We start from the raw sequence: 18,340 nt of genomic DNA, 5'->3' as shown, positions 1-18,340 counted from the left end.
TTGTTTTGTTAAAAATTGAGGATTTTAAGAGATTTACTTTTACGGATGTAGCTTTGAATTATGTTTTTTACATCGCGATTGTGCTGCATGGGTGTTAGGATATTTTTTAGGATATCGATGTTTGTAATCTGATAATTAAGATCGTAATAGGCGTAACCTTTATAGACACCTTTTTCTATTAAAATAGCGCTTCGTTCATTTACATTTCGACCTCTGTCGATCAAAATCAGGCTTTTGTTTTCGAAACTGTTTTCTGAGATGAATTGCTTTACTCTTAAATTATATATTTCCGGAGTAACTTCGCCAATACAGGCTCCGTCGCATTCTTTTATTTTATATTGAAAACACTCTTTTTTAGTTTGGTATAATCCGGTTAATTTTTGACACAAATGATATTTTGCCGTGAATTTAAAAAGTGCGTTTTTGCCTTCCTGCAAAGAAGCATAAGAGCTGATTTCTTTTTTACGCCCGTCGGCTTTTTCAAGTTTTAGGTTCAAATATCCCTGAGCATCTTTTTCGGCATATAAAGCGTATTGAAAAATTGTTTTACGCTGTGCACGATTGTATCTTGGTCTGTTTATTTTAATTTCTTCGCTTTCTTTTAAAAGTGCAATTAATTCACTTCCAGTTTCATCATAAGTAATGGTGAAAACTTCAGCTTGAATTTTTTTGCTTTTAGTTGTGATTCCGGTAAAATGCTGATTGATTCTCTTTTTAATATTTTGGCTTTTGCCAATGTATATTAGAGTTCCGCTTTCATTATAAATGTAATAAACACCGGTTTTTGCTGGCATTTGGCTTAAAAGGTCAAGGAATTTTGGCGCAATTCCTTTTTCGATTTCAAGTTTTATAAAGTCTTTTACAATTGTTTTTTCGACGTCTTTTTCAAGAAGCATTTTAAAAAGCTTTGTGGTTGCCATGGCGTCTCCGCTGGCGCGATGTCTGTCGGCCATTGGGATTCCGAGGGCACGCACTAGTTTTCCTAAGCTGTATGATGGTTGTTCTGGAATTAGTTTTTTTGCTAATTCTACCGTACAAAGTGTTCTGGCTTCAAAATCGTAGCCTAAACGTCTGAATTCAGTTCGTAAAATTCGGTAGTCAAAAGATGCGTTGTGAGCGACAATAACGCAGTCGGTAGTTATTTCGATTATGCGTTTGGCAACTTCGTAAAACTTTGGAGCTGAGCGTAACATAGCATTGTTGATTCCGGTCAGTTTTACTACGAAAGGCTGAATCGGAATTTCAGGATTGACAAGGCTTATGAACTGGTCTATTACTTCATGTCCATCAAATTTATAGATGGCAATTTCAGTAATTCCTTCTTCATTAAACTGTCCTCCAGTAGTTTCTATGTCAAGTATTGCGTACATATTCAATGTCAATGTCAATTTCAAAAATCAATTTCAATTTCAAAAGTCAATAATGAAATTTGCAATTGTTATTGTAATTGTCATTGAAAGGTTATCTTTTATTTATTATCATTTTTGATGAAATTGCGATAAGCTGTTCTACTTCAATTAAAAGTTTATTTCTTTTTTCGTTTTCACCTTCTTTAATATAATCTAGAATTTTTAATGAGTTTCTGGATTCTTTTAGCTCTTTTACAACTAAAGAAACTTTAAAAATAAAATCTTTATCAGTTATTGTTCCTTGTGCTTCTCCAAAATTTAAAGATGCACTTCCAGATGATCTGATCAATTGATTTTTATAATATTCGTTTTCAAATATTTTTTCTAATTGTCTTGTAAAGAAAATACATTCTCCTGCAAAACGAACTAATCGATCTTCAAAATTGAATATTTTTTCCATTTAAATTACTAACTTTTGACTTTTGCAATTGATATTGATTTTTGTAATTGCAATTGATATTGAAAATTATCTTCCTCCAAAAATGCTGCTTCCAATGCGAACCATTGTGCTGCCGCATTCTATTGCAAGTTGATAATCTCCGGACATTCCCATTGAAATTGTAGAGACGAACTGCAGTGCGTCTTTACCATATCCGTCAATATTTTTTAGTGAATCAAAAATTGATTTTAAATGAGTAAATTCTTTTTTTATTTGATTTTGATCTTCTGTAAAGGTTGCCATTCCCATTAAACCTAAGATACGAATATTTTTTAACTCTTTAAACTCCACAGAAGTTAAAAGTTCATTTAGTTCTTTTTCGTCTAAACCAAATTTAGATTCTTCTTCGGCAATATACATTTGAAGAAGGCAATCTATTGTTCTGTTATTTTTTAAAGCTTGCTTGTTGATTTCCTGTAATAATTTCAAACTGTCAACTCCATGAATCAAACTCACAAACGGTGCCATAAATTTGACTTTATTCGACTGAACATGACCAATCATATGCCATTGAATGTCTTTTGGCATTTGTTCCCATTTTTCAGTCATTTCCTGAATTTTGTTTTCTCCAAAAATACGCTGTCCGGCTTCATAAGCCTGTATCAAATCTGAAACAGGTTTTGTTTTTGAAACGGCAACTAGAGTTACATTTTCAGGAAGTGTTGATTTTATTTGAATCAGATTTTGCTTTATTGCACTCATTTTCGGTTGTAAATCTTTAATATTTCATTATTTTTTTCGTTCACCCAGCTTTTTACAATAATGAAAAAACTTTTTATTTCTTTTGGATCGTCTAATTCTGCAAGACTCAAGCTGAATGTTTCTGAAATATCTTCTTTATTATTTTCTGATTTAATAATTCTAATTTTTACATAAAAAAGCAATGTTTTAAAATAATAAAACTCACCATAAATATTTTCAGAATACGCATTTTCATAATGAATTGCCTGATGATATTTTCCTTTTATTAAATTAGTGTATTTATCAAAATTATATTTTCTCTGTTCTATTTGTGATAACGCATTGTATTTCTCTTCATTAAAATGATACTGATAAAGATTGTATGAGAAACCTCCGCTTCCGTTTAGAATTTTTGTCTTTTGCTTCTTAGCTTTAGTTTCGAGAATTGCTTCTATTTTTCCTTCTGAAATTATATATCTGCCATTTTTGTCAGAGATGCTGTCAATTTCATGAATTGTAAACTTTTTATCAGAATCTGGATTTGTGTTTTGAGATATACAAATGATTGTTGTAAAATGCACCACAATTAAAAACAGATTCCTCATAATTATTTTCTAGATAAACTGCTTAGAGATTTTCTCTGCTTTTTTACTTTCGCTGTAATTGTAAAAACCTTCACCAGATTTTACACCCAGTTTTCCGGCTCTAACCATATTTACTAATAATGGGCAAGGAGCATATTTTGGATTTTTGAAACCTTCGTACATTACGTTTAAAATAGCAAGACAAACATCAAGACCAATAAAATCAGCTAATTGAAGTGGTCCCATTGGGTGTCCCATTCCTAATTTCATTACCGTGTCAATTTCGTAAACTCCGGCAACTTTATTATATAACGTTTCGATTGATTCATTTAGCATTGGCATTAAAATTCTATTTGCTACGAAACCTGGATAATCGTTTACTTCAACTGGAACTTTACCAAGTTTTACAGATAAGTCCATGATGATTTTTGTTACTTCATCGCTGGTATTGTAACCGCGAATGATTTCAACCAATTTCATAATTGGCACCGGATTCATAAAGTGCATTCCGATAACACGCTCAGGATGTGCAACTACAGAACCAATTTGCGTAATTGAGATTGAAGATGTATTGGTTGCTAAAATGGTATTGTGAGAACAAGCTTCGTTTAACTGCTTGAAAATGTTTAGTTTTAATTCTACATTTTCGGTTGCCGCTTCTACAACTAAATCAGCGCCAACAACGCCATCTTTAATATCAGTGTAGGTAATAATATTGGTGATTGTTTTAGCAACATCTTCCTGTGTAATTGTTCCTTTTGCAAGCATACGGTCTAAATTGGCCGCAATAGTTGCCATTCCTTTATCTAATGATTTTTCAGAAACGTCGATTAGTTTTACGGTAAATCCGCTTTGTGCAAATGTATGAGCAATTCCGTTACCCATTGTTCCTGCACCAATTACAGCTATAGTTTTCATTTTGTTTTGGTATTTAAATTTTAAAAGTTAAGGTTTAAAGTGGCTTTTCTGCCAGCTTTAAACCTTAAAAATAATGAGTTATATTTTTATATTATTTATCGAAACAATCAATAATTTGATAAGCTACACGCAATGCATCTGTTGCCTGCTCAAGTGTTACAACCGGAGTTGTATCTGTGTTTATAGCATCTGCAAAAGATTCTAATTCGTCAAGAATTGCGTTGTTTTGCTCTACATCTGGATTTGTAAAATAGATTTGTTTTTTTACACCTTCGGCATTTTGCAGGATCATATCAAAATCTCCGGGAACTTCTGGCGCATCTTTCATACGAACTACTTCACATTTTTTCTCTAAAAAGTCAACTGAAATGTAGGCATCTTTTTGAAAGAAACGTGATTTACGCATATTCTTTAAAGAGATTCTGCTGGCAGTTAAATTCGCAACGCAGCCATTTTCGAATTCAATTCGGGCATTTGCAATATCAGGAGTTTCGCTGATAACCGAAACGCCGCTTGCATTAATGTTTTTTACTTTTGATTTGACAACACTTAAAATTGCATCAATATCATGAATCATTAAATCCAAAACTACAGGAACGTCTGTACCACGCGGATTAAACTCTGCCAAACGATGCGTTTCAATAAACATTGGATTTTCGATCATGTTTTTTGTAGCGATAAAAGCTGGGTTAAAACGCTCAACATGACCAACTTGTCCTTTTACGTTGTATTCTTTTGCTAAAGCGATAATTTCTTCGGCTTCTTCAACGGTATTGGCAATTGGCTTTTCAATAAAGATATGTTTTCCTGATTTAATTGCCACTTTTGCACATTTGTAGTGAGAAAGTGTTGGAGTTACAATGTCGATTACATCGACAGCGTGTATAAGTTTTGCAATTGTGCTGAAATTTTTATAGCCAAATTCTTTTGAGATTCTTTCGGCATTTTCTTGATTTTCGTCGTAAAATCCAACTAATTCGTATTTGTCAGATTGTTGTAATAAGCGTAAATGTATTTTACCAAGATGACCAGCACCTAAAACTCCTACTTTTAACATGAGAATGTATTTTAAACAAAAATATAATTTATTTGTCGAACGTGAAAATGAATGTAGTAAAGATTTAGTGATTCTATAAATTAAAAATCAATCTTACTTGTTTGTTTTTATGAACTAGTATGGATATCTGCTAGACATAAAAAAATAAGTAACGATGAGTATACCGAATGCAACTGCTAAAAATAGTGTATATCGATCTTCAATTTTACGATCTATTTTTTTATTGACAACATATGTATCTGAATAGTCGTCATGCAGATTTTTACCCATTAAAAAAGAGAAACTTTCAAAAGGAACAAATCGTAATAATGTTCGTTTTAAAATGATCGAAAAATTAGGAGAATTTCCTTCTTCATCTATCACATTGCATGCTGTTATGGCTTTAGCAGGCGTAGTTTTAAATATAGATTCAAATACTAAGTAATAAATAAATTTAATGGTGCAAAAGAATGCTATAGCAGCAAATTTATCTCCAAATACCATTCTAAAATAAGTGAAAACAGAAGCTGATTCTTGATTTCTTTCCGCATAACTGATAAATCCAAAAACAATAACAATTATAACGAAAGAATCAATAAGTAAATTTATAAAACGCTTAGAATTTGAAGAGTTGTCAAGATTGCTTTCTGTTATTTGATTGTCATTATCAATAATGTTAGGATTTAATTCCTTGGTTATGAAATAATAGGGTATAAAAATGTATAATAAAGTAACTATAATATAGAGAACATCATAAACGCGGAGTTTGCTAATATTAAAAAGAGCAATAAAATAAAATACTTTTATTATAGAATCTAAAAACATTAAGCTGTAATTGAAAACTAACAGCTTTGTTTCCTTATATTTTGAAAAATAATAAATAATAGTACCCGAAAGAAAAGTTAGAAAAAAAGACAAATTTATAAGTCCCATTGAAATTGAACCGCCTTCTGCATTTCCATTAATTAAGTGTCTTGGAACATAGATATCCATTCCTGCGAAACCATATGGCTGAATCCTGAATACTATAAAATTTAGAAATTCTGTTACCTCTTCAAAATCATAAAAAACGAAAAAAAAGGATCTTAAAATGCCTAAGAGCGAAAAAAGTAAAGATAAAACGAGTATAATTTTTTTCATAAAATATTAGAATTCATTCAGGTTAGAGAATAAATCAAAAATAGAAATTAAATGATTAAAAAGTACTTGATAATTGATGATTTGTTTTCTTATTTTTGCGAGAATAAAACCTACCCATTTTGAAAGACACTGCCAAACATCAAGGACTTCGTAATCAATTAGTAAGTACTTTAGAACAAAAAGGAATTACTGATAGAACGGTTCTGGATGCGATAAAAAAAATCCCAAGACACCTTTTTTTGAATTCAAGTTTTGAAGATTTTGCCTATCAGGATAAGGCTTTTCCTATTGGTGCGGGGCAGACTATTTCGCAGCCGTACACTGTGGCGTTTCAATCGCAGCTGTTAGAAGTAAAAAAAGATCACAAAATTCTGGAAATTGGAACTGGTTCAGGTTACCAAACGGCAGTTTTATTTGCTTTGGGTGCAAAAGTGTATACTATCGAAAGACAAAACGAATTGTTTAAACAGACTTCAATTTTATTTCCGAAATTAAATATTCGCCCTAAACATGTTTCTTTTGGTGATGGTTATAAAGGGTTGCCGCATTATGCTCCGTTTGATAGTATTATTGTAACGGCAGGCGCGCCATTTATTCCACAGCCGTTAATGGCGCAGTTAAAAATAGGTGGAAGGCTGGTAATTCCGCTTGGAGAGGATGTTCAGATTATGACTTTGTTAATTAGAAAGAATGAAACTCAATTTGAAAAACATGAGTTTGGAGAATTTAGATTTGTTCCTTTATTAGAAGATAAAAATTAATAAGAAAGCCCGGTTAGCTGGGCTTTTTCTTATTTTACAATTAATTGGATAGCTCGATTTAGATTTTCCTTTTCAATTTTTAAGATATAATTTATAAAAATCGATTGATCCTTTTGAAGTTGACTTTCTTCCAAAACAGATAAATATTCATTTATATTTTCTTGATTGTCTTCAATTGAAGCATACACATAATTATGTTGAAGTAAGATCCAATTCAATGTCAAATTTGCCATTTGAAGATTTCCATTTTCAAAAGGATTGATTTCAAGTATTTTTAGATGTGCTTCAGATGCAAGAATTATGGGATGAAGATTGTTTTTATGTGATTCGTACCAATTAAAAAATAAATTCATTTTACGTAAAATCAATGAATCATTTTTATATTTCCCTGAATTTTCAGATTCAATCCCTCTAAAAATTAAATTATGAATAGAAAGAAAATCTTTTTCATTTAAAGATATTTTCTTTTGATTTAAATCTTTGATGTATAATGCTGTTTCTTGAAAATTTATAGCTTCAAGATGATTTTGAATGCTTTTGTCAGAAATGGTTAAACCATCATTTATAACAGATTTAGTTTCTTCCAACGTCAAAGAATTTCCGTTTAAACGAATGCTTTTAAAAATAAATTCTAATTCTAATGTCTTTGAAATTTGACGTAATTCAAAATGATTAAAAGATTGAATTTTATTTTTTAATATTTCAATTTCATCTAAGATATTTTGAACGGAAGAAACGATTGTAGAGTTAATTTCTTTTTTATTGTTTTGAATTTCTTGTTCCACTAAAATTAGAGCTTTTAATGCAAATTCTTCATCACCAATTTCATAAAGAATTTTTTCTTTGAGCCAGGCAATCATTAAAGTTTCGTAATCAATTTCTAAAAGCTGGGCGAGTTTTATAATTTGATCTTTGGTTGGTTTTCTGGTTCCAGATTCAAATTTGCTGATTAATGCCTGATCAATTCTCAGAAGTTGAGCAACTTCACGGGTTTTTAATCCTTTTTGTTCTCTGGCATTTTTTAGTAACGATTTCATTTATGAAAATTAAAGTCTTGACAAATTTAGTCATTCTAAAAGTTATAAAAAAAGCAATACTTTAAATATTGCTTTCTCTTATTTTATTTTGGAGGTAAAGAACCGTCTTTTCTCATTTCTTTAACTACGGCCTGCATAATAGCATCTACAGTTTGGCCTAAGTCTGTAACATAATCTGATTTTGTAGTTCCGGTCCAGATTAGTTTATTTTCTTTTAAAGAAAAAATATTGGTTTCAACCATATAATAGGTTGTTTCCTGATAATAACCAGGATCATAGTAAGCAGGAGAATACATTCCGTACCAATTTCCGAAACCATAACCATAAACTCCAGAATATAAGCCGTCGAAACCGCCGTAATACATTCCTGTGTAAGATCCGGGAACATAAGTAGTTTCTTTTTCGGTGCTTACCAAACGCATGGTTACAACGCCGTCAAAATTTTCGTCCTGAAGAATTTTTAGCTTTTGCTCCTTTGTAAGTTCTTTGGTAGTTTCGTTTAAGTATTGGTAAGAAGTTTTAAAAATCGGATTACTTGATGCAATTCGATTTTCGGTAATTCTCCTCGAAGCTTCATCTTTAACTAAAGCAACAACTAAGACTTTTTTAAAGTGTTCCTGAGCAACCGTTATTTTTGGATCTCTCCAACTGTTTACAATAGTGGTGTTACTGCCACAACCTGAAAGTGACAGAATTGCAATGAGTAGAATTAAGTACTTTTTCATATTTTACAGTTATATTGTTTCTATAAAAATAACTATAAAATTTTGATAAACATAGATTTAGCTAGAATAAATGAAAGATTAGTTGTACGCTTTTTTAATCCTGTCTAAGTCGCGTTTTGTATCTTGTTCTTTTAGAGATTCACGTTTGTCGTAGTTTTTCTTTCCTTTACAAAGACCAATTTGCAGTTTTGCAAGACCTTTTTCGTTCGTAAATAACTTAAGCGGAACAATAGTAAGACCTTTTGCCTGAACGCTTTTATGAAGTGTTTTTAATTCTTTTTTGTTTAAAAGCAATTTACGTTCGCTTCTTGATTTATGATTAAACTGATTTCCAAAAGAATATTCTTCTATATAAGTATTGATAGCAAAAAGCTCCAAACCGCTAAATTCGCAAAAGCTTTCTGTAATATTCGCTTTTCCTAAACGTATCGATTTAATTTCGGTTCCCGCCAAAACAATTCCGGCAGTATAAGTGTCGATTATCTCGTAATCAAAACGAGCTCTCTTATTAAGTATATTGACTGATTTTAACATGGTGGCAAAAGTAAGAAAATTGCAAGACATTCATACTGTCAAATATAATTAAAGATTTCTTTTAATCTATGATTTTAATCAGCTTTGGCACAAAACCTTACTCATAAGTTTGTTCTGTAATTATAAAACAAACTTAAAATGAAAAAGATTTTTACATTAGTTGGTATTGCATTAATTGGTTTATCTGTAAAAGCTCAGGATTCGGCTCAAGGTTTAAAAGGAGCTTGGTTTGCGACTTCGCAATTTGGTTATCAGCAGACAAAAACTGCAGATTTGAAAAACACAAGTTTATCTGTACTTCCAGTTGTTGGTACATTTGTTACGCCTTCAGTTGCTGTTGGAGCAGGAATTGGGTTTATTAATATAAAAGCAGATTCTAACGCTGGAACAGCTGCAAAAACAGATTTATTTGTGATTCAGCCTTTGGCAAGAAAATATTGGAATGTAGCGGGTTCGTTGTACTTTTTTGGACAAGCGGCTGTACCAGTTATTACCGGAAAAGAAAAAGAAAGCGGATTAAAAGTTAATCAGGTAGGATTATCAGTATCAGGAGGTTTTGATTATTTTGTAACGAAAAACTTCTCAGTTGAGTTCTCTTATGATTTGGCTAATTTTACTTCTACAACGCTTGAGCCTAAAGATGGAGAAAAAACGACGGTTACAAATTTTGGGTTGGCGCATGTTGCAAATGTAGATCCGTTTTATAACACAACTTTAGCAGGAAGTAAACCAAATTTAACTTCTCCGCTTTCTTTTGGATTTAAATTCATATTCTAATTTAGCGAATTGTATTAGGTGAATTCGTTAATTTTGCAAAAAAGACCGTTCTTTTTGAGGACGGTCTTTTGTATTATTTAAATTATATAAAATGGAAAATAAATCTAAAGATCCGCTGCACGGAATCACACTTCAAAGAATTGTAGAAACTTTGGTTGATTATTATGGTTTTGACACTTTAGGAGAATTAATTCCTGTAAAATGCTTTATGTCAAACCCGAGTGTAAAATCAAGCCTTACTTTTTTAAGAAAAACCGATTGGGCGCGAAAAAAAGTAGAAGAATTATATGTAAAAACGCTTCCTAAATTCAGCTGATTTTAGTTCAGTTTATACGAAAGCATTACACCGCCGCGATACGGAAGCCATTCTCCGCTTTTGTTCCAGTGTTGCGCTTTTTCATACCTTCCTGGCGTTCCGTCATTATAATATCCATGATAAAAACCCTGATGCCATCCGCCTCCGGCAAAAATATCCAGTAAAAATTTATCGTTCAATTTAATATTATAACCTACTGTAACTCCTAAACGGTAGCCAAAACCGTGTTCGTACTTGTTAGTATTCCAGTAATTCCATTTTTGTAATTGATAAAAATCAGGACCTGCGTGAGCACCAACATAAAATCCGTTATATTTTTCTTTAAAATGATAACGAACTTCTGGAGTAAAAGTGTAAAATTCCATTGGGCTATTTCCGTTAAACGATTTCCAGAAAGAAGCCATAACATCAAAACTAAAGGTAGTTTTTTCGCCAATACTGGTTTCGATACCAACATTTGGAATACCTACTAAAGCAGTAGCTCCGTTAAATTTTATAAAGGTTTGACTTTGTAATTGTATGGATAAAAAAAGAACAATAAAGGCGAATAATTTTTTCATGGTATTTTTTTGTGATCGCGGACGTAATCTGTTTTTGGCCACAAATATAACGCAATAGCGCATTTACTATTGCAGGAATAGATGATTTTAACAAGAAATGTTTTTTGTGCGGAATAGTAAAAGGGTTAATTCTGGAGTAAAGAATAAATTACTTTATCCAGAAATTTGCCTTCATAAAGTTCAGCTTCTTTTAAATGAGCTTCTTTCACGAAACCACATTTTTGTAATACTTTTTCAGATGCATAATTTTCCGGATCAATTACGGCTTCGATCGAATGCAGTTTTAAATCTTCAAAACCATATTGTATTAATCTATTTACAGCTTCTGGAATAATACCTTTTCCATGAAAATCAGGCGATAACATATAACCAATTTCGGCACGATGATTTTCGGGCTGCATTCTGTAATAACCAATAATCCCAAGAAGTTTTGGATTATCCTTTAATGTAATTCCCCAATTAATTCCAACATTGGTTTCAATCTTCTCCTCAATCATAGCAATATGTTCCAGAGCATCTTCATTATTTTTAACTAATGGTCGCGGAATATATTTCATAGTTTCAGGATTCGAACGCAATTCGAAAACTTCATTTACATCATCATTCGTAATTCTTCTTAAAAGTAAACGCTCCGTTTCGATTACCGGAAATGGGTGAAAGTTAAATTCTAACATCTTAAATTATACTATTTTAATACTGAATTTTGAATGAAATGACTGATCTACATCTAGAATCAAAATTCCTTCTTTTTTAAACAAATCCCCTGAATTATCTGCTGTATCCGAATATCCAAACCAAGGTTCAATACAAACAAAAGGAGCTTGGTCTTTTGTCCAGATTCCTAAACTCGGAAAATCTTCAAATTCAACCTGTACATAAGGTTTTGAATTTTCGAGAATGGTTAAGGAATTAGATTCTAAGGTTTTAAAAACCAAAGCATCATTTTCAAAAAGTTTATAGTTTAGCGGAACAACATTCTCAGTAGTTTTTAAAGTTTCGGTTTTATTCGAAATCAAATCATTTTCAAGAAGATTATATTTCAAAGGTTCAGCTTTTTCAAACTTAAAAGCATAATTTTCAAACTTTTCAGGAAGAGCAATTGCCGGATGCGCCCCAATTGAGAAAGGCATTTTTGATTCACTTTTATTGATGACTACATATTCTATATTTAACGTAGTATTTTCTAACGTATAAATAAGCTGCAGTTCAAATTCAAAAGGATATTTTTTTAAAGTTTCGGCATTTGATTCTAAAGAAAAAACAGCACTATTTCCGCTTTTTTCAATTAGTTGAAATTCCATATCTCTTGCAAAACCATGTCTTGGCAATTGATATTCTTTTTTATCAATAGTGTAAGTATTGTTTTTTAAAGTACCAACAATAGGGAAAAGAATAGGAGAGTGTTTGCCCCAAAAATCAGGATTTCCTTCCCAGATATATTCTTTATTTTGATTGTCTTTTAAAGAGAACAATTCTGCTCCGGCATTTTTAATCGAAGCCTTAAGTGTTGAATTTGATATAGTTGTGCTCAAAATGTTGTTTATTGAAAAGAATTAGTCTTAAATCTTGATGTAAATATATTTTATAAATTTTATTTTTTTAGGAAAAAGCTTAGAATTATTTTTTTAATAAATTTTTGCTAAAATTAAATTTATCCTTTTCGTTTTCTCTGTAAATAGCTTTTTTTTTCATTAATTTGCTACATAAACAGCTAAAAAATATGAAAAAACAATCTTCAAGAGCCTTTTTAACCATGGCTTTACTTGTTGGGATTTCTTCAGTTTGGGCGCAGCAGACTCCGCCGGCGACGACAGCAAATCCAGCAAACAATTATAATTATCACGATGCATTTGCACCACATTTTTATACTAAAAACGGTACTTCGACGCGTACAGCAAGCGGTCAGCCGGGAGTTGAATACTGGCAAAACAGAGCTGATTATCAAATAACGGCGAAGCTAAACGGAACTACAAATGAAATTGTAGGTACAGATGAAATTACATATACAAATAATAGTCCTGATAAACTTGGATTTCTTTGGCTGAATTTAGATCAAAATTTATTTAAAGAAGATTCTAGAGGAAATGCTGTTGTGCCTTTAACCGGAAGCCGTAACGGAGCTCAAGGTCAGGTTTTTGACGGAGGAAATAAGATTAAATCAGTAAAAGTAATTTCTGGAGGAAAAACCAAAACTGAAGTTGACGCTAAATATATTGTTACAGATACCAGAATGCAGATTTTCCTTCCACAGGAATTAGCTGCAAAAGGAGCTTCTGTAAAAATTAAAATTGAATTCTCATTCATTGCACCATTTGAAGGTTCAGACAGAATGGGAGTTTTAGAAACTAAAAACGGAAAAATATTCACAATTGCACAATGGTATCCGCGTATGTGTGTGTATGATGATGTAAGAGGCTGGAATACGGCACCGTATTTAGGAGCTTCTGAGTTTTATTTAGAATATGGAGATTTTGATGTGAAATTGACTGTTCCTGCAAACCATTATGTTGTAGGTTCTGGAGAATTAATAAACGGAGCAGAAGTTTTTTCTGCAGAACAATTGAAAAGATATAAAGATGCTTCTCAAAGTGATAAAACCGTTATAATTCGTTCTGCAGATGAAGTTGCTGCAACTGCAAACAGTAATGCTTCGGCACAAAAAACCTGGCATTATAAAATTAAAAATGCACGTGATTTTTCTTGGGCATCATCTCCGGCTTTTATTTTAGATGGAGCAAAAATAAACTTACCAAGCGGAAAAAAATCTTTAGCATTATCAGCATATCCTGTAGAAAGTTCAGGAAATGATGCTTGGGGACGTTCTACAGAATATACTAAAGCGTCAATCGAAAATTATTCTAAAAGATGGTTCGAATATCCTTATCCTGCAGCTACCAACGTAGCAGGAAACGAGGGTGGAATGGAATATCCTGGAATTGTTTTCTGCGGATGGAAATCTAAAGGAGATGATTTATGGGGAGTTACAGATCACGAATTTGGACATATTTGGTTTCCAATGATTGTAGGTTCAAACGAGCGTTATTTTGCCTGGATGGATGAAGGTTTCAATACCTTTATTAACTCTGTAAGTTCTTACGATTTTAATAATGGTGAATACAAACAGCCTGCATCTAATTTGCATGAAGAAGCAGAATATTTCACAGACCCTAAATTAGAAACCATTATGAGCTCTCCTGATAATATGAAGGAAGCTAATATTGGCGTTTTATGTTATGCAAAACCAAGTGCAGGATTAGTTATTTTAAGAGAGCAGGTTTTAGGACAAGAGCGTTTTGATAAGGCATTACGTACTTATGTAGAGCGCTGGGCTTACAAACACCCAACTCCGGACGATTTCTTTAGAACAATTGAAAATGTTGCTGGTGAAGATTTAAGCTGGTTCTGGAGAAGCTGGTTCGTAAACAACTGGAGATTTGACCAAGGAATCAACTGGATTAAATATGTAAAAAATGATCCGGCAAAAGGTGTTGTAATCAATGTTGAGAACTTCGACAAAATGCCAATGCCAATTGTTTTAGACGTTAAAACAAAAAGCGGAAAAGTAACAAGAGTTAAACTTCCGGTAGAAATTTGGCAGCGTAACAACGAGTGGTCTTTCAAACACAACTCAACAGAAGAAATTGAAAGTATTACACTAGATCCAGATCACGCTTTCCCAGATTATAACGAAAGTAATAATGTGTGGACTGCGGGAAAGGGAAAAGTTGAAAAAGATATTATTTTAGATGGTTTTGTTGGGACTTATGGTACTACAAAATCGCCTTTAACAATTGAATTGACAGAGAAAAACAGCGTTTTAAATGCTGAACTTCCAAACTACCCAAAATTTACTTTAACTCCTGTTGCAGGTGAAAAAGATACATTTGAATCAAAAAGAGCAGGATTGAAATTCAAATTTAATGAAGCTAAAACAGGTTTCGATATGACACTTATAGATAATGGACAAGTAATTCCATTTACGAAAAAGTAATAATTCAAAAATAGAAATATTTAAAAACCCGATAGTTATAATGACTATCGGGTTTTTATTTTGTTTTTAAGTTTCAGGTTTCAGGTTTCAGGTTTTTGCGCCCAGATTTAAAACCTTAGTTCCTCAGAACCTTTGCACCTTTGTACCTTTCTAAAAAATAACTTTTCATTAAAAAAATGTTAGAATTTTGATTTTTTGTTTTGTGAATAAAAAAATAATGTACTTTTGCACCGATGAATAAAATAAGTTTACATACAACTTCTTTGTCACGGACAAACTCACCTAGTACTTCTCCCGAAGTACGGATACTATCTTTATAGTATTCACTGAGTTTTATAGCCGTATATTTATTCATATCCATTTTTCATTTTGAAATCACATAATTTGTCCATTGGACAAACATATCCTAAAAGTATTTATTATTTTGTAAATTTTCTTGATCAACTTTTTGATTTTGAAGATGTTACTTCTATTTTGCTTAATTTTATTGGATTCAATTCTGGATTTCAAACTAAACAATATGCTTTAATTTTTAACTCTAACTTCAATTATTGAAATGAAGATCTCTATTGTTGTTACCCAGGAAGAACACTTCAAATTCGCACAAGAAATCTGCGATACGATAGAATCATCTGCCTTGTTAAGAGGTACAGGGATTGCTAAAAGAACTCCTGAGTATATTCAGAAAAAAATGTCGAATGGCGATGCGATGATTGCTCTGGCAGACGGGAAATTTGCTGGTTTTTGTTACATCGAAAGTTGGCAGCACGGAAAATTTGTGGCACATTCTGGATTAATTGTACATCCTGACTACAGAAGTTTAGGTTTGGCAAAAAAGATAAAATCTAAAGTTTTTGATTACTCTTTGAAGAGATATCCAGACGCTAAAATATTCGGAATCACAACTGGTTTGGCAGTTATGAAAATCAATTCTGAATTAGGTTATAAACCCGTTCCTTTCTCAGAATTAACGACAGATCCTAGTTTTTGGTCGGGTTGTAAAACTTGCACGAACTATGAAATCCTGCAAAGCAAGGAAAACAAAATGTGCCTTTGCACCGGAATGTTGTACGATCCAAAAGAAAAACAAAAAACACCGCCAAGACATCCTTTTAACGAGGCTGTTTTAAGCAGACTTAAAAAAATCAAACAAGCTTTGTTTTTAAACAAAATATTGTCATTTGTTTTTTTATTTAAAATTTAACCAAAAAGAAATCTCAAACTGCTAAATACGAAAGTATTGGCCAAAATTATAAAAAATGAAAAAAGTAGTATTAGCTTATAGCGGAGGATTAGATACCTCGTATTGTTTGAAATATTTAAAAAATGAAAAAGGATACGAAGTTCACACTGTACTTGTAGATACAGGAGGATTTGACGCAGAAGAATTATCAGCCATTGAAAAAAGAGCTTACGAATTAGGAAGCGCACAACACGCAAACCTTACCATCGTAGACAAATATTATGATAAAGCTATAAAATATTTGATTTTCGGAAACGTATTAAAAAACAATACTTATCCGTTATCTGTAAGTGCAGAACGTGTTTTTCAAGCAATTGAAGCTATAAAATATGCTAAAAAAGTTGGAGCAAGCGCAATCGCACACGGAAGTACAGGTGCTGGAAATGACCAAATTCGTTTTGATTTAATTTTCCAAACCATTGCGCCGGAGATCGAAATCATTACACCAATTAGAGATTTAAAACTTTCAAGACAAGAAGAAGTGGATTATTTAGCTCAAAACGGAGTTCACTATTCTTGGGAAAAAGCACAATATTCTATCAATAAAGGACTTTGGGGAACAAGCGTAGGAGGAAAAGAAACTTTAACTTCTGGTCAGCCATTGCCAAGTGAAGCTTATCCGTCTCAATTGAAAAAAGAAGGAGAAGAAAAAGTAACCTTACATTTTGAACAGGGAGAATTAGTTGGAATAAATGGTAAAACAGACAAACCATCAAACAATATTGTGGCGTTGGAAAAACTAGCAAATGCGTACGCAATTGGTAGAGATATTCACGTAGGAGATACCATTATCGGAATTAAAGGAAGAGTTGGTTTTGAAGCTGCAGCACCTTTAATTATCATCAAAGCACACCATTTATTAGAGAAACATACGCTAGGAAAATGGCAGCAATACTGGAAAGAACAATTAGGAAACTGGTACGGAATGTTATTTCATGAAGGTCAGTTCTTAGATCCGGTTATGAGAAACATTGAAACTTTCCTGCAAGACACTCAAAAAACAGTAAACGGAACTGTTACAGTTTCATTAAAACCATACCATTTCTCACTTGACGGAATCGAATCTAAAAACGATTTAATGAACACAGGTTTTGGTCAATACGGAGAAATGAACAACGCATGGACATCTGATGATGCAAAAGGATTTATCAAGATTCTTGGAAATGCACAAAACATATTTTCATCTGTAAATCACTTAGATCATGATTAATGTCGGAATAATTGGTGGTTCGGGTTATACAGCCGGAGAACTCATCAGAATTTTAATGTATCACCCAAAAGTAAACATCGATTTTGTTTACAGTACAACAAATGCCGGAAAACCACTTTCTGTGGCGCACCACGATTTGATGGGTGACATCGAAATGAATTTTACAGATATAATAAATCCTAACGTAAATGTGGTGTTTTTATGTTTAGGCCACGGAAAATCAATTTCATTTTTACAGGAAAAGGCATTTGCAAGTCACACTAAAATTATCGATTTAGGAAATGATTTCAGATTGAATAAAGACGCTCATTTTCAAGGAAAAGATTTTGTTTACGGTTTACCGGAATTGAACAAAGCAGAAATCAAAAAAGCAAATTATATTGCAAATCCTGGTTGTTTTGCAACAGCTATACAATTGGCTTTATTGCCATTAGCAGAACATAATATGCTAAATAATGATGTTCATATTAATGCTACAACCGGAAGTACTGGTGCAGGAGTCGGGCTTTCAGAAACTTCTCATTTCAGCTGGAGAAACAATAATATGTCGCATTATAAAGCTTTTGAACACCAGCATTTAGGTGAAATTTCAGAAAGTTTGGTTCAGCTGCAAGATGATTTCGAAAGCGAATTGCTTTTTATTCCGAATAGAGGAGATTTTCCAAGAGGAATTTTTGCAACTTTATATACATTATGTGATGATAGTTTGGAACAATTAGTAGAGAAATACGACGATTTCTATAAAAACGAACCTTTTGTAACTGTTACCACAACAAATATTAACCTAAAGCAAGTGGTGCAAACGAATAAATGTATCATTAGTTTATTGAAAAAAGGAAACCGGGTTCTCATAACATCAATTATAGATAACTTAACCAAAGGTGCTTCGGGACAAGCGATTCAAAACATGAATTTAATGTTCGGTTTAGAAGAAACCACAGGTTTAAATTTGAGACCAAGCGGATTTTAATAATAGTTT

General features: G+C 32.3%; 21 protein-coding genes. 7 read left to right on the top strand and 14 right to left on the bottom strand.

What is annotated here, in order from left to right:
• Positions 1 to 8: 8 nt before the first annotated feature.
• From BUE10_RS02795 to BUE10_RS02765, 7 genes are all read right to left on the bottom strand, one after another.
• On the bottom strand, positions 9 to 1,370 hold the full coding sequence (locus BUE10_RS02795) for an exonuclease domain-containing protein (RefSeq protein ID WP_073482150.1): 1,362 nt from the start codon (positions 1,368 to 1,370) through the stop codon (positions 9 to 11).
• Positions 1,371 to 1,461: 91 nt separating this feature from the next.
• A complete protein-coding gene (locus BUE10_RS02790; RefSeq protein ID WP_073482148.1) occupies positions 1,462 to 1,809 on the bottom strand; it encodes a four helix bundle protein in 348 nt (115 codons plus the stop codon).
• 66 nt (positions 1,810 to 1,875) lie between these two features.
• The gene (locus BUE10_RS02785) at positions 1,876 to 2,550 is read right to left on the bottom strand and encodes a YggS family pyridoxal phosphate-dependent enzyme (protein ID WP_073482146.1); all 675 of its coding nucleotides are present in this window, start codon (positions 2,548 to 2,550) and stop codon (positions 1,876 to 1,878) included.
• Positions 2,547 to 3,134: a hypothetical protein gene (locus tag BUE10_RS02780; RefSeq protein WP_073482144.1), complete on the bottom strand. Its 588-nt coding sequence runs from the start codon at positions 3,132 to 3,134 to the stop codon at positions 2,547 to 2,549. The genes BUE10_RS02785 and BUE10_RS02780 overlap by 4 nt, the downstream gene beginning before the upstream one ends.
• Before the next feature lie 9 nt (positions 3,135 to 3,143).
• The gene (locus tag BUE10_RS02775) at positions 3,144 to 4,031 is read right to left on the bottom strand and encodes a 3-hydroxyacyl-CoA dehydrogenase family protein (protein WP_073482142.1); all 888 of its coding nucleotides are present in this window, start codon (positions 4,029 to 4,031) and stop codon (positions 3,144 to 3,146) included.
• Between the two features lie 91 nt (positions 4,032 to 4,122).
• Positions 4,123 to 5,088 (bottom strand): Gfo/Idh/MocA family protein, encoded by a 966-nt coding sequence (locus BUE10_RS02770; RefSeq protein ID WP_073482140.1) that lies wholly within the window; start codon positions 5,086 to 5,088, stop codon positions 4,123 to 4,125.
• A gap of 114 nt (positions 5,089 to 5,202) precedes the next feature.
• Positions 5,203 to 6,207, bottom strand: a complete 1,005-nt coding sequence (locus tag BUE10_RS02765; protein WP_073482138.1) for an RDD family protein — start codon at positions 6,205 to 6,207, stop codon at positions 5,203 to 5,205.
• A 119-nt stretch (positions 6,208 to 6,326) separates the two neighbouring features.
• Between BUE10_RS02765 and BUE10_RS02760 the strand changes: the two genes are divergently transcribed.
• Entirely contained in the window at positions 6,327 to 6,968 is a 642-nt protein-coding gene (locus tag BUE10_RS02760; RefSeq protein ID WP_073482136.1) for a protein-L-isoaspartate(D-aspartate) O-methyltransferase, read from the top strand.
• A 29-nt stretch (positions 6,969 to 6,997) separates the two neighbouring features.
• Here the strand turns inward: BUE10_RS02760 and BUE10_RS02755 are convergent, their stop codons facing one another.
• The 3 genes from BUE10_RS02755 to smpB all read right to left on the bottom strand — a co-directional run bounded on the left by BUE10_RS02755 (position 6,998) and on the right by smpB (position 9,264).
• A complete protein-coding gene (locus tag BUE10_RS02755) occupies positions 6,998 to 8,005 on the bottom strand; it encodes a helix-turn-helix domain-containing protein (protein WP_073482134.1) in 1,008 nt (335 codons plus the stop codon).
• A gap of 83 nt (positions 8,006 to 8,088) precedes the next feature.
• A complete protein-coding gene (locus tag BUE10_RS02750) occupies positions 8,089 to 8,730 on the bottom strand; it encodes a DUF4136 domain-containing protein (protein WP_073482132.1) in 642 nt (213 codons plus the stop codon).
• A 78-nt stretch (positions 8,731 to 8,808) separates the two neighbouring features.
• Entirely contained in the window at positions 8,809 to 9,264 is a 456-nt protein-coding gene (gene smpB / locus BUE10_RS02745; protein ID WP_073482130.1) for an SsrA-binding protein SmpB, read from the bottom strand.
• 138 nt (positions 9,265 to 9,402) lie between these two features.
• Between smpB and BUE10_RS02740 the strand changes: the two genes are divergently transcribed.
• On the top strand, positions 9,403 to 10,041 hold the full coding sequence (locus tag BUE10_RS02740) for an outer membrane beta-barrel protein (protein WP_073482128.1): 639 nt from the start codon (positions 9,403 to 9,405) through the stop codon (positions 10,039 to 10,041).
• Between the two features lie 91 nt (positions 10,042 to 10,132).
• Positions 10,133 to 10,357: a VF530 family protein gene (locus BUE10_RS02735; protein ID WP_073482126.1), complete on the top strand. Its 225-nt coding sequence runs from the start codon at positions 10,133 to 10,135 to the stop codon at positions 10,355 to 10,357.
• 2 nt (positions 10,358 to 10,359) lie between these two features.
• On the opposite strand, the gene BUE10_RS02730 is transcribed toward BUE10_RS02735, so the two are convergent.
• The 3 genes from BUE10_RS02730 to BUE10_RS02720 form a co-directional block, all read right to left on the bottom strand.
• Positions 10,360 to 10,917, bottom strand: a complete 558-nt coding sequence (locus BUE10_RS02730) for a DUF3575 domain-containing protein (protein ID WP_073483023.1) — start codon at positions 10,915 to 10,917, stop codon at positions 10,360 to 10,362.
• A gap of 125 nt (positions 10,918 to 11,042) precedes the next feature.
• Positions 11,043 to 11,591: a GNAT family N-acetyltransferase gene (locus BUE10_RS02725; RefSeq protein ID WP_053472166.1), complete on the bottom strand. Its 549-nt coding sequence runs from the start codon at positions 11,589 to 11,591 to the stop codon at positions 11,043 to 11,045.
• Positions 11,592 to 11,597: 6 nt separating this feature from the next.
• The gene (locus BUE10_RS02720; RefSeq protein WP_073482124.1) at positions 11,598 to 12,449 is read right to left on the bottom strand and encodes an aldose 1-epimerase family protein; all 852 of its coding nucleotides are present in this window, start codon (positions 12,447 to 12,449) and stop codon (positions 11,598 to 11,600) included.
• A 188-nt stretch (positions 12,450 to 12,637) separates the two neighbouring features.
• Between BUE10_RS02720 and BUE10_RS02715 the strand changes: the two genes are divergently transcribed.
• The gene (locus BUE10_RS02715) at positions 12,638 to 14,908 is read left to right on the top strand and encodes a M1 family metallopeptidase (RefSeq protein ID WP_073482122.1); all 2,271 of its coding nucleotides are present in this window, start codon (positions 12,638 to 12,640) and stop codon (positions 14,906 to 14,908) included.
• 115 nt (positions 14,909 to 15,023) lie between these two features.
• On the opposite strand, the gene BUE10_RS02710 is transcribed toward BUE10_RS02715, so the two are convergent.
• Complete coding sequence (locus BUE10_RS02710; protein ID WP_143055965.1) at positions 15,024 to 15,263, bottom strand: hypothetical protein; 240 nt, start codon at positions 15,261 to 15,263, stop codon at positions 15,024 to 15,026.
• 201 nt (positions 15,264 to 15,464) lie between these two features.
• Here BUE10_RS02710 and BUE10_RS02705 point away from each other — a divergent pair, with 201 nt between their 5' ends.
• The 3 genes from BUE10_RS02705 to argC are packed head-to-tail and all read left to right on the top strand — an operon-like array spanning position 15,465 to position 18,331.
• Entirely contained in the window at positions 15,465 to 16,112 is a 648-nt protein-coding gene (locus BUE10_RS02705) for a GNAT family N-acetyltransferase (protein ID WP_073482118.1), read from the top strand.
• 55 nt (positions 16,113 to 16,167) lie between these two features.
• Positions 16,168 to 17,361: an argininosuccinate synthase gene (locus BUE10_RS02700; RefSeq protein ID WP_073482116.1), complete on the top strand. Its 1,194-nt coding sequence runs from the start codon at positions 16,168 to 16,170 to the stop codon at positions 17,359 to 17,361.
• Positions 17,354 to 18,331 carry an N-acetyl-gamma-glutamyl-phosphate reductase gene (gene argC, locus BUE10_RS02695; protein WP_073482114.1) on the top strand — a complete coding sequence of 326 codons (978 nt, stop codon included), beginning with the start codon at positions 17,354 to 17,356 and terminating at the stop codon, positions 18,329 to 18,331. The genes BUE10_RS02700 and argC overlap by 8 nt, the downstream gene beginning before the upstream one ends.
• The last annotated feature ends 9 nt before the right edge of the window (positions 18,332 to 18,340 follow it).

Origin of the sequence: Flavobacterium sp. CF108 (genome assembly GCF_900129795.1) — a bacterium.
In the GTDB taxonomy this organism is placed as follows: domain Bacteria; phylum Bacteroidota; class Bacteroidia; order Flavobacteriales; family Flavobacteriaceae; genus Flavobacterium.
The sequence above is the reverse complement of the archived record's forward strand: the minus strand, read 5'-3'. Positions and strand labels throughout refer to the sequence as shown.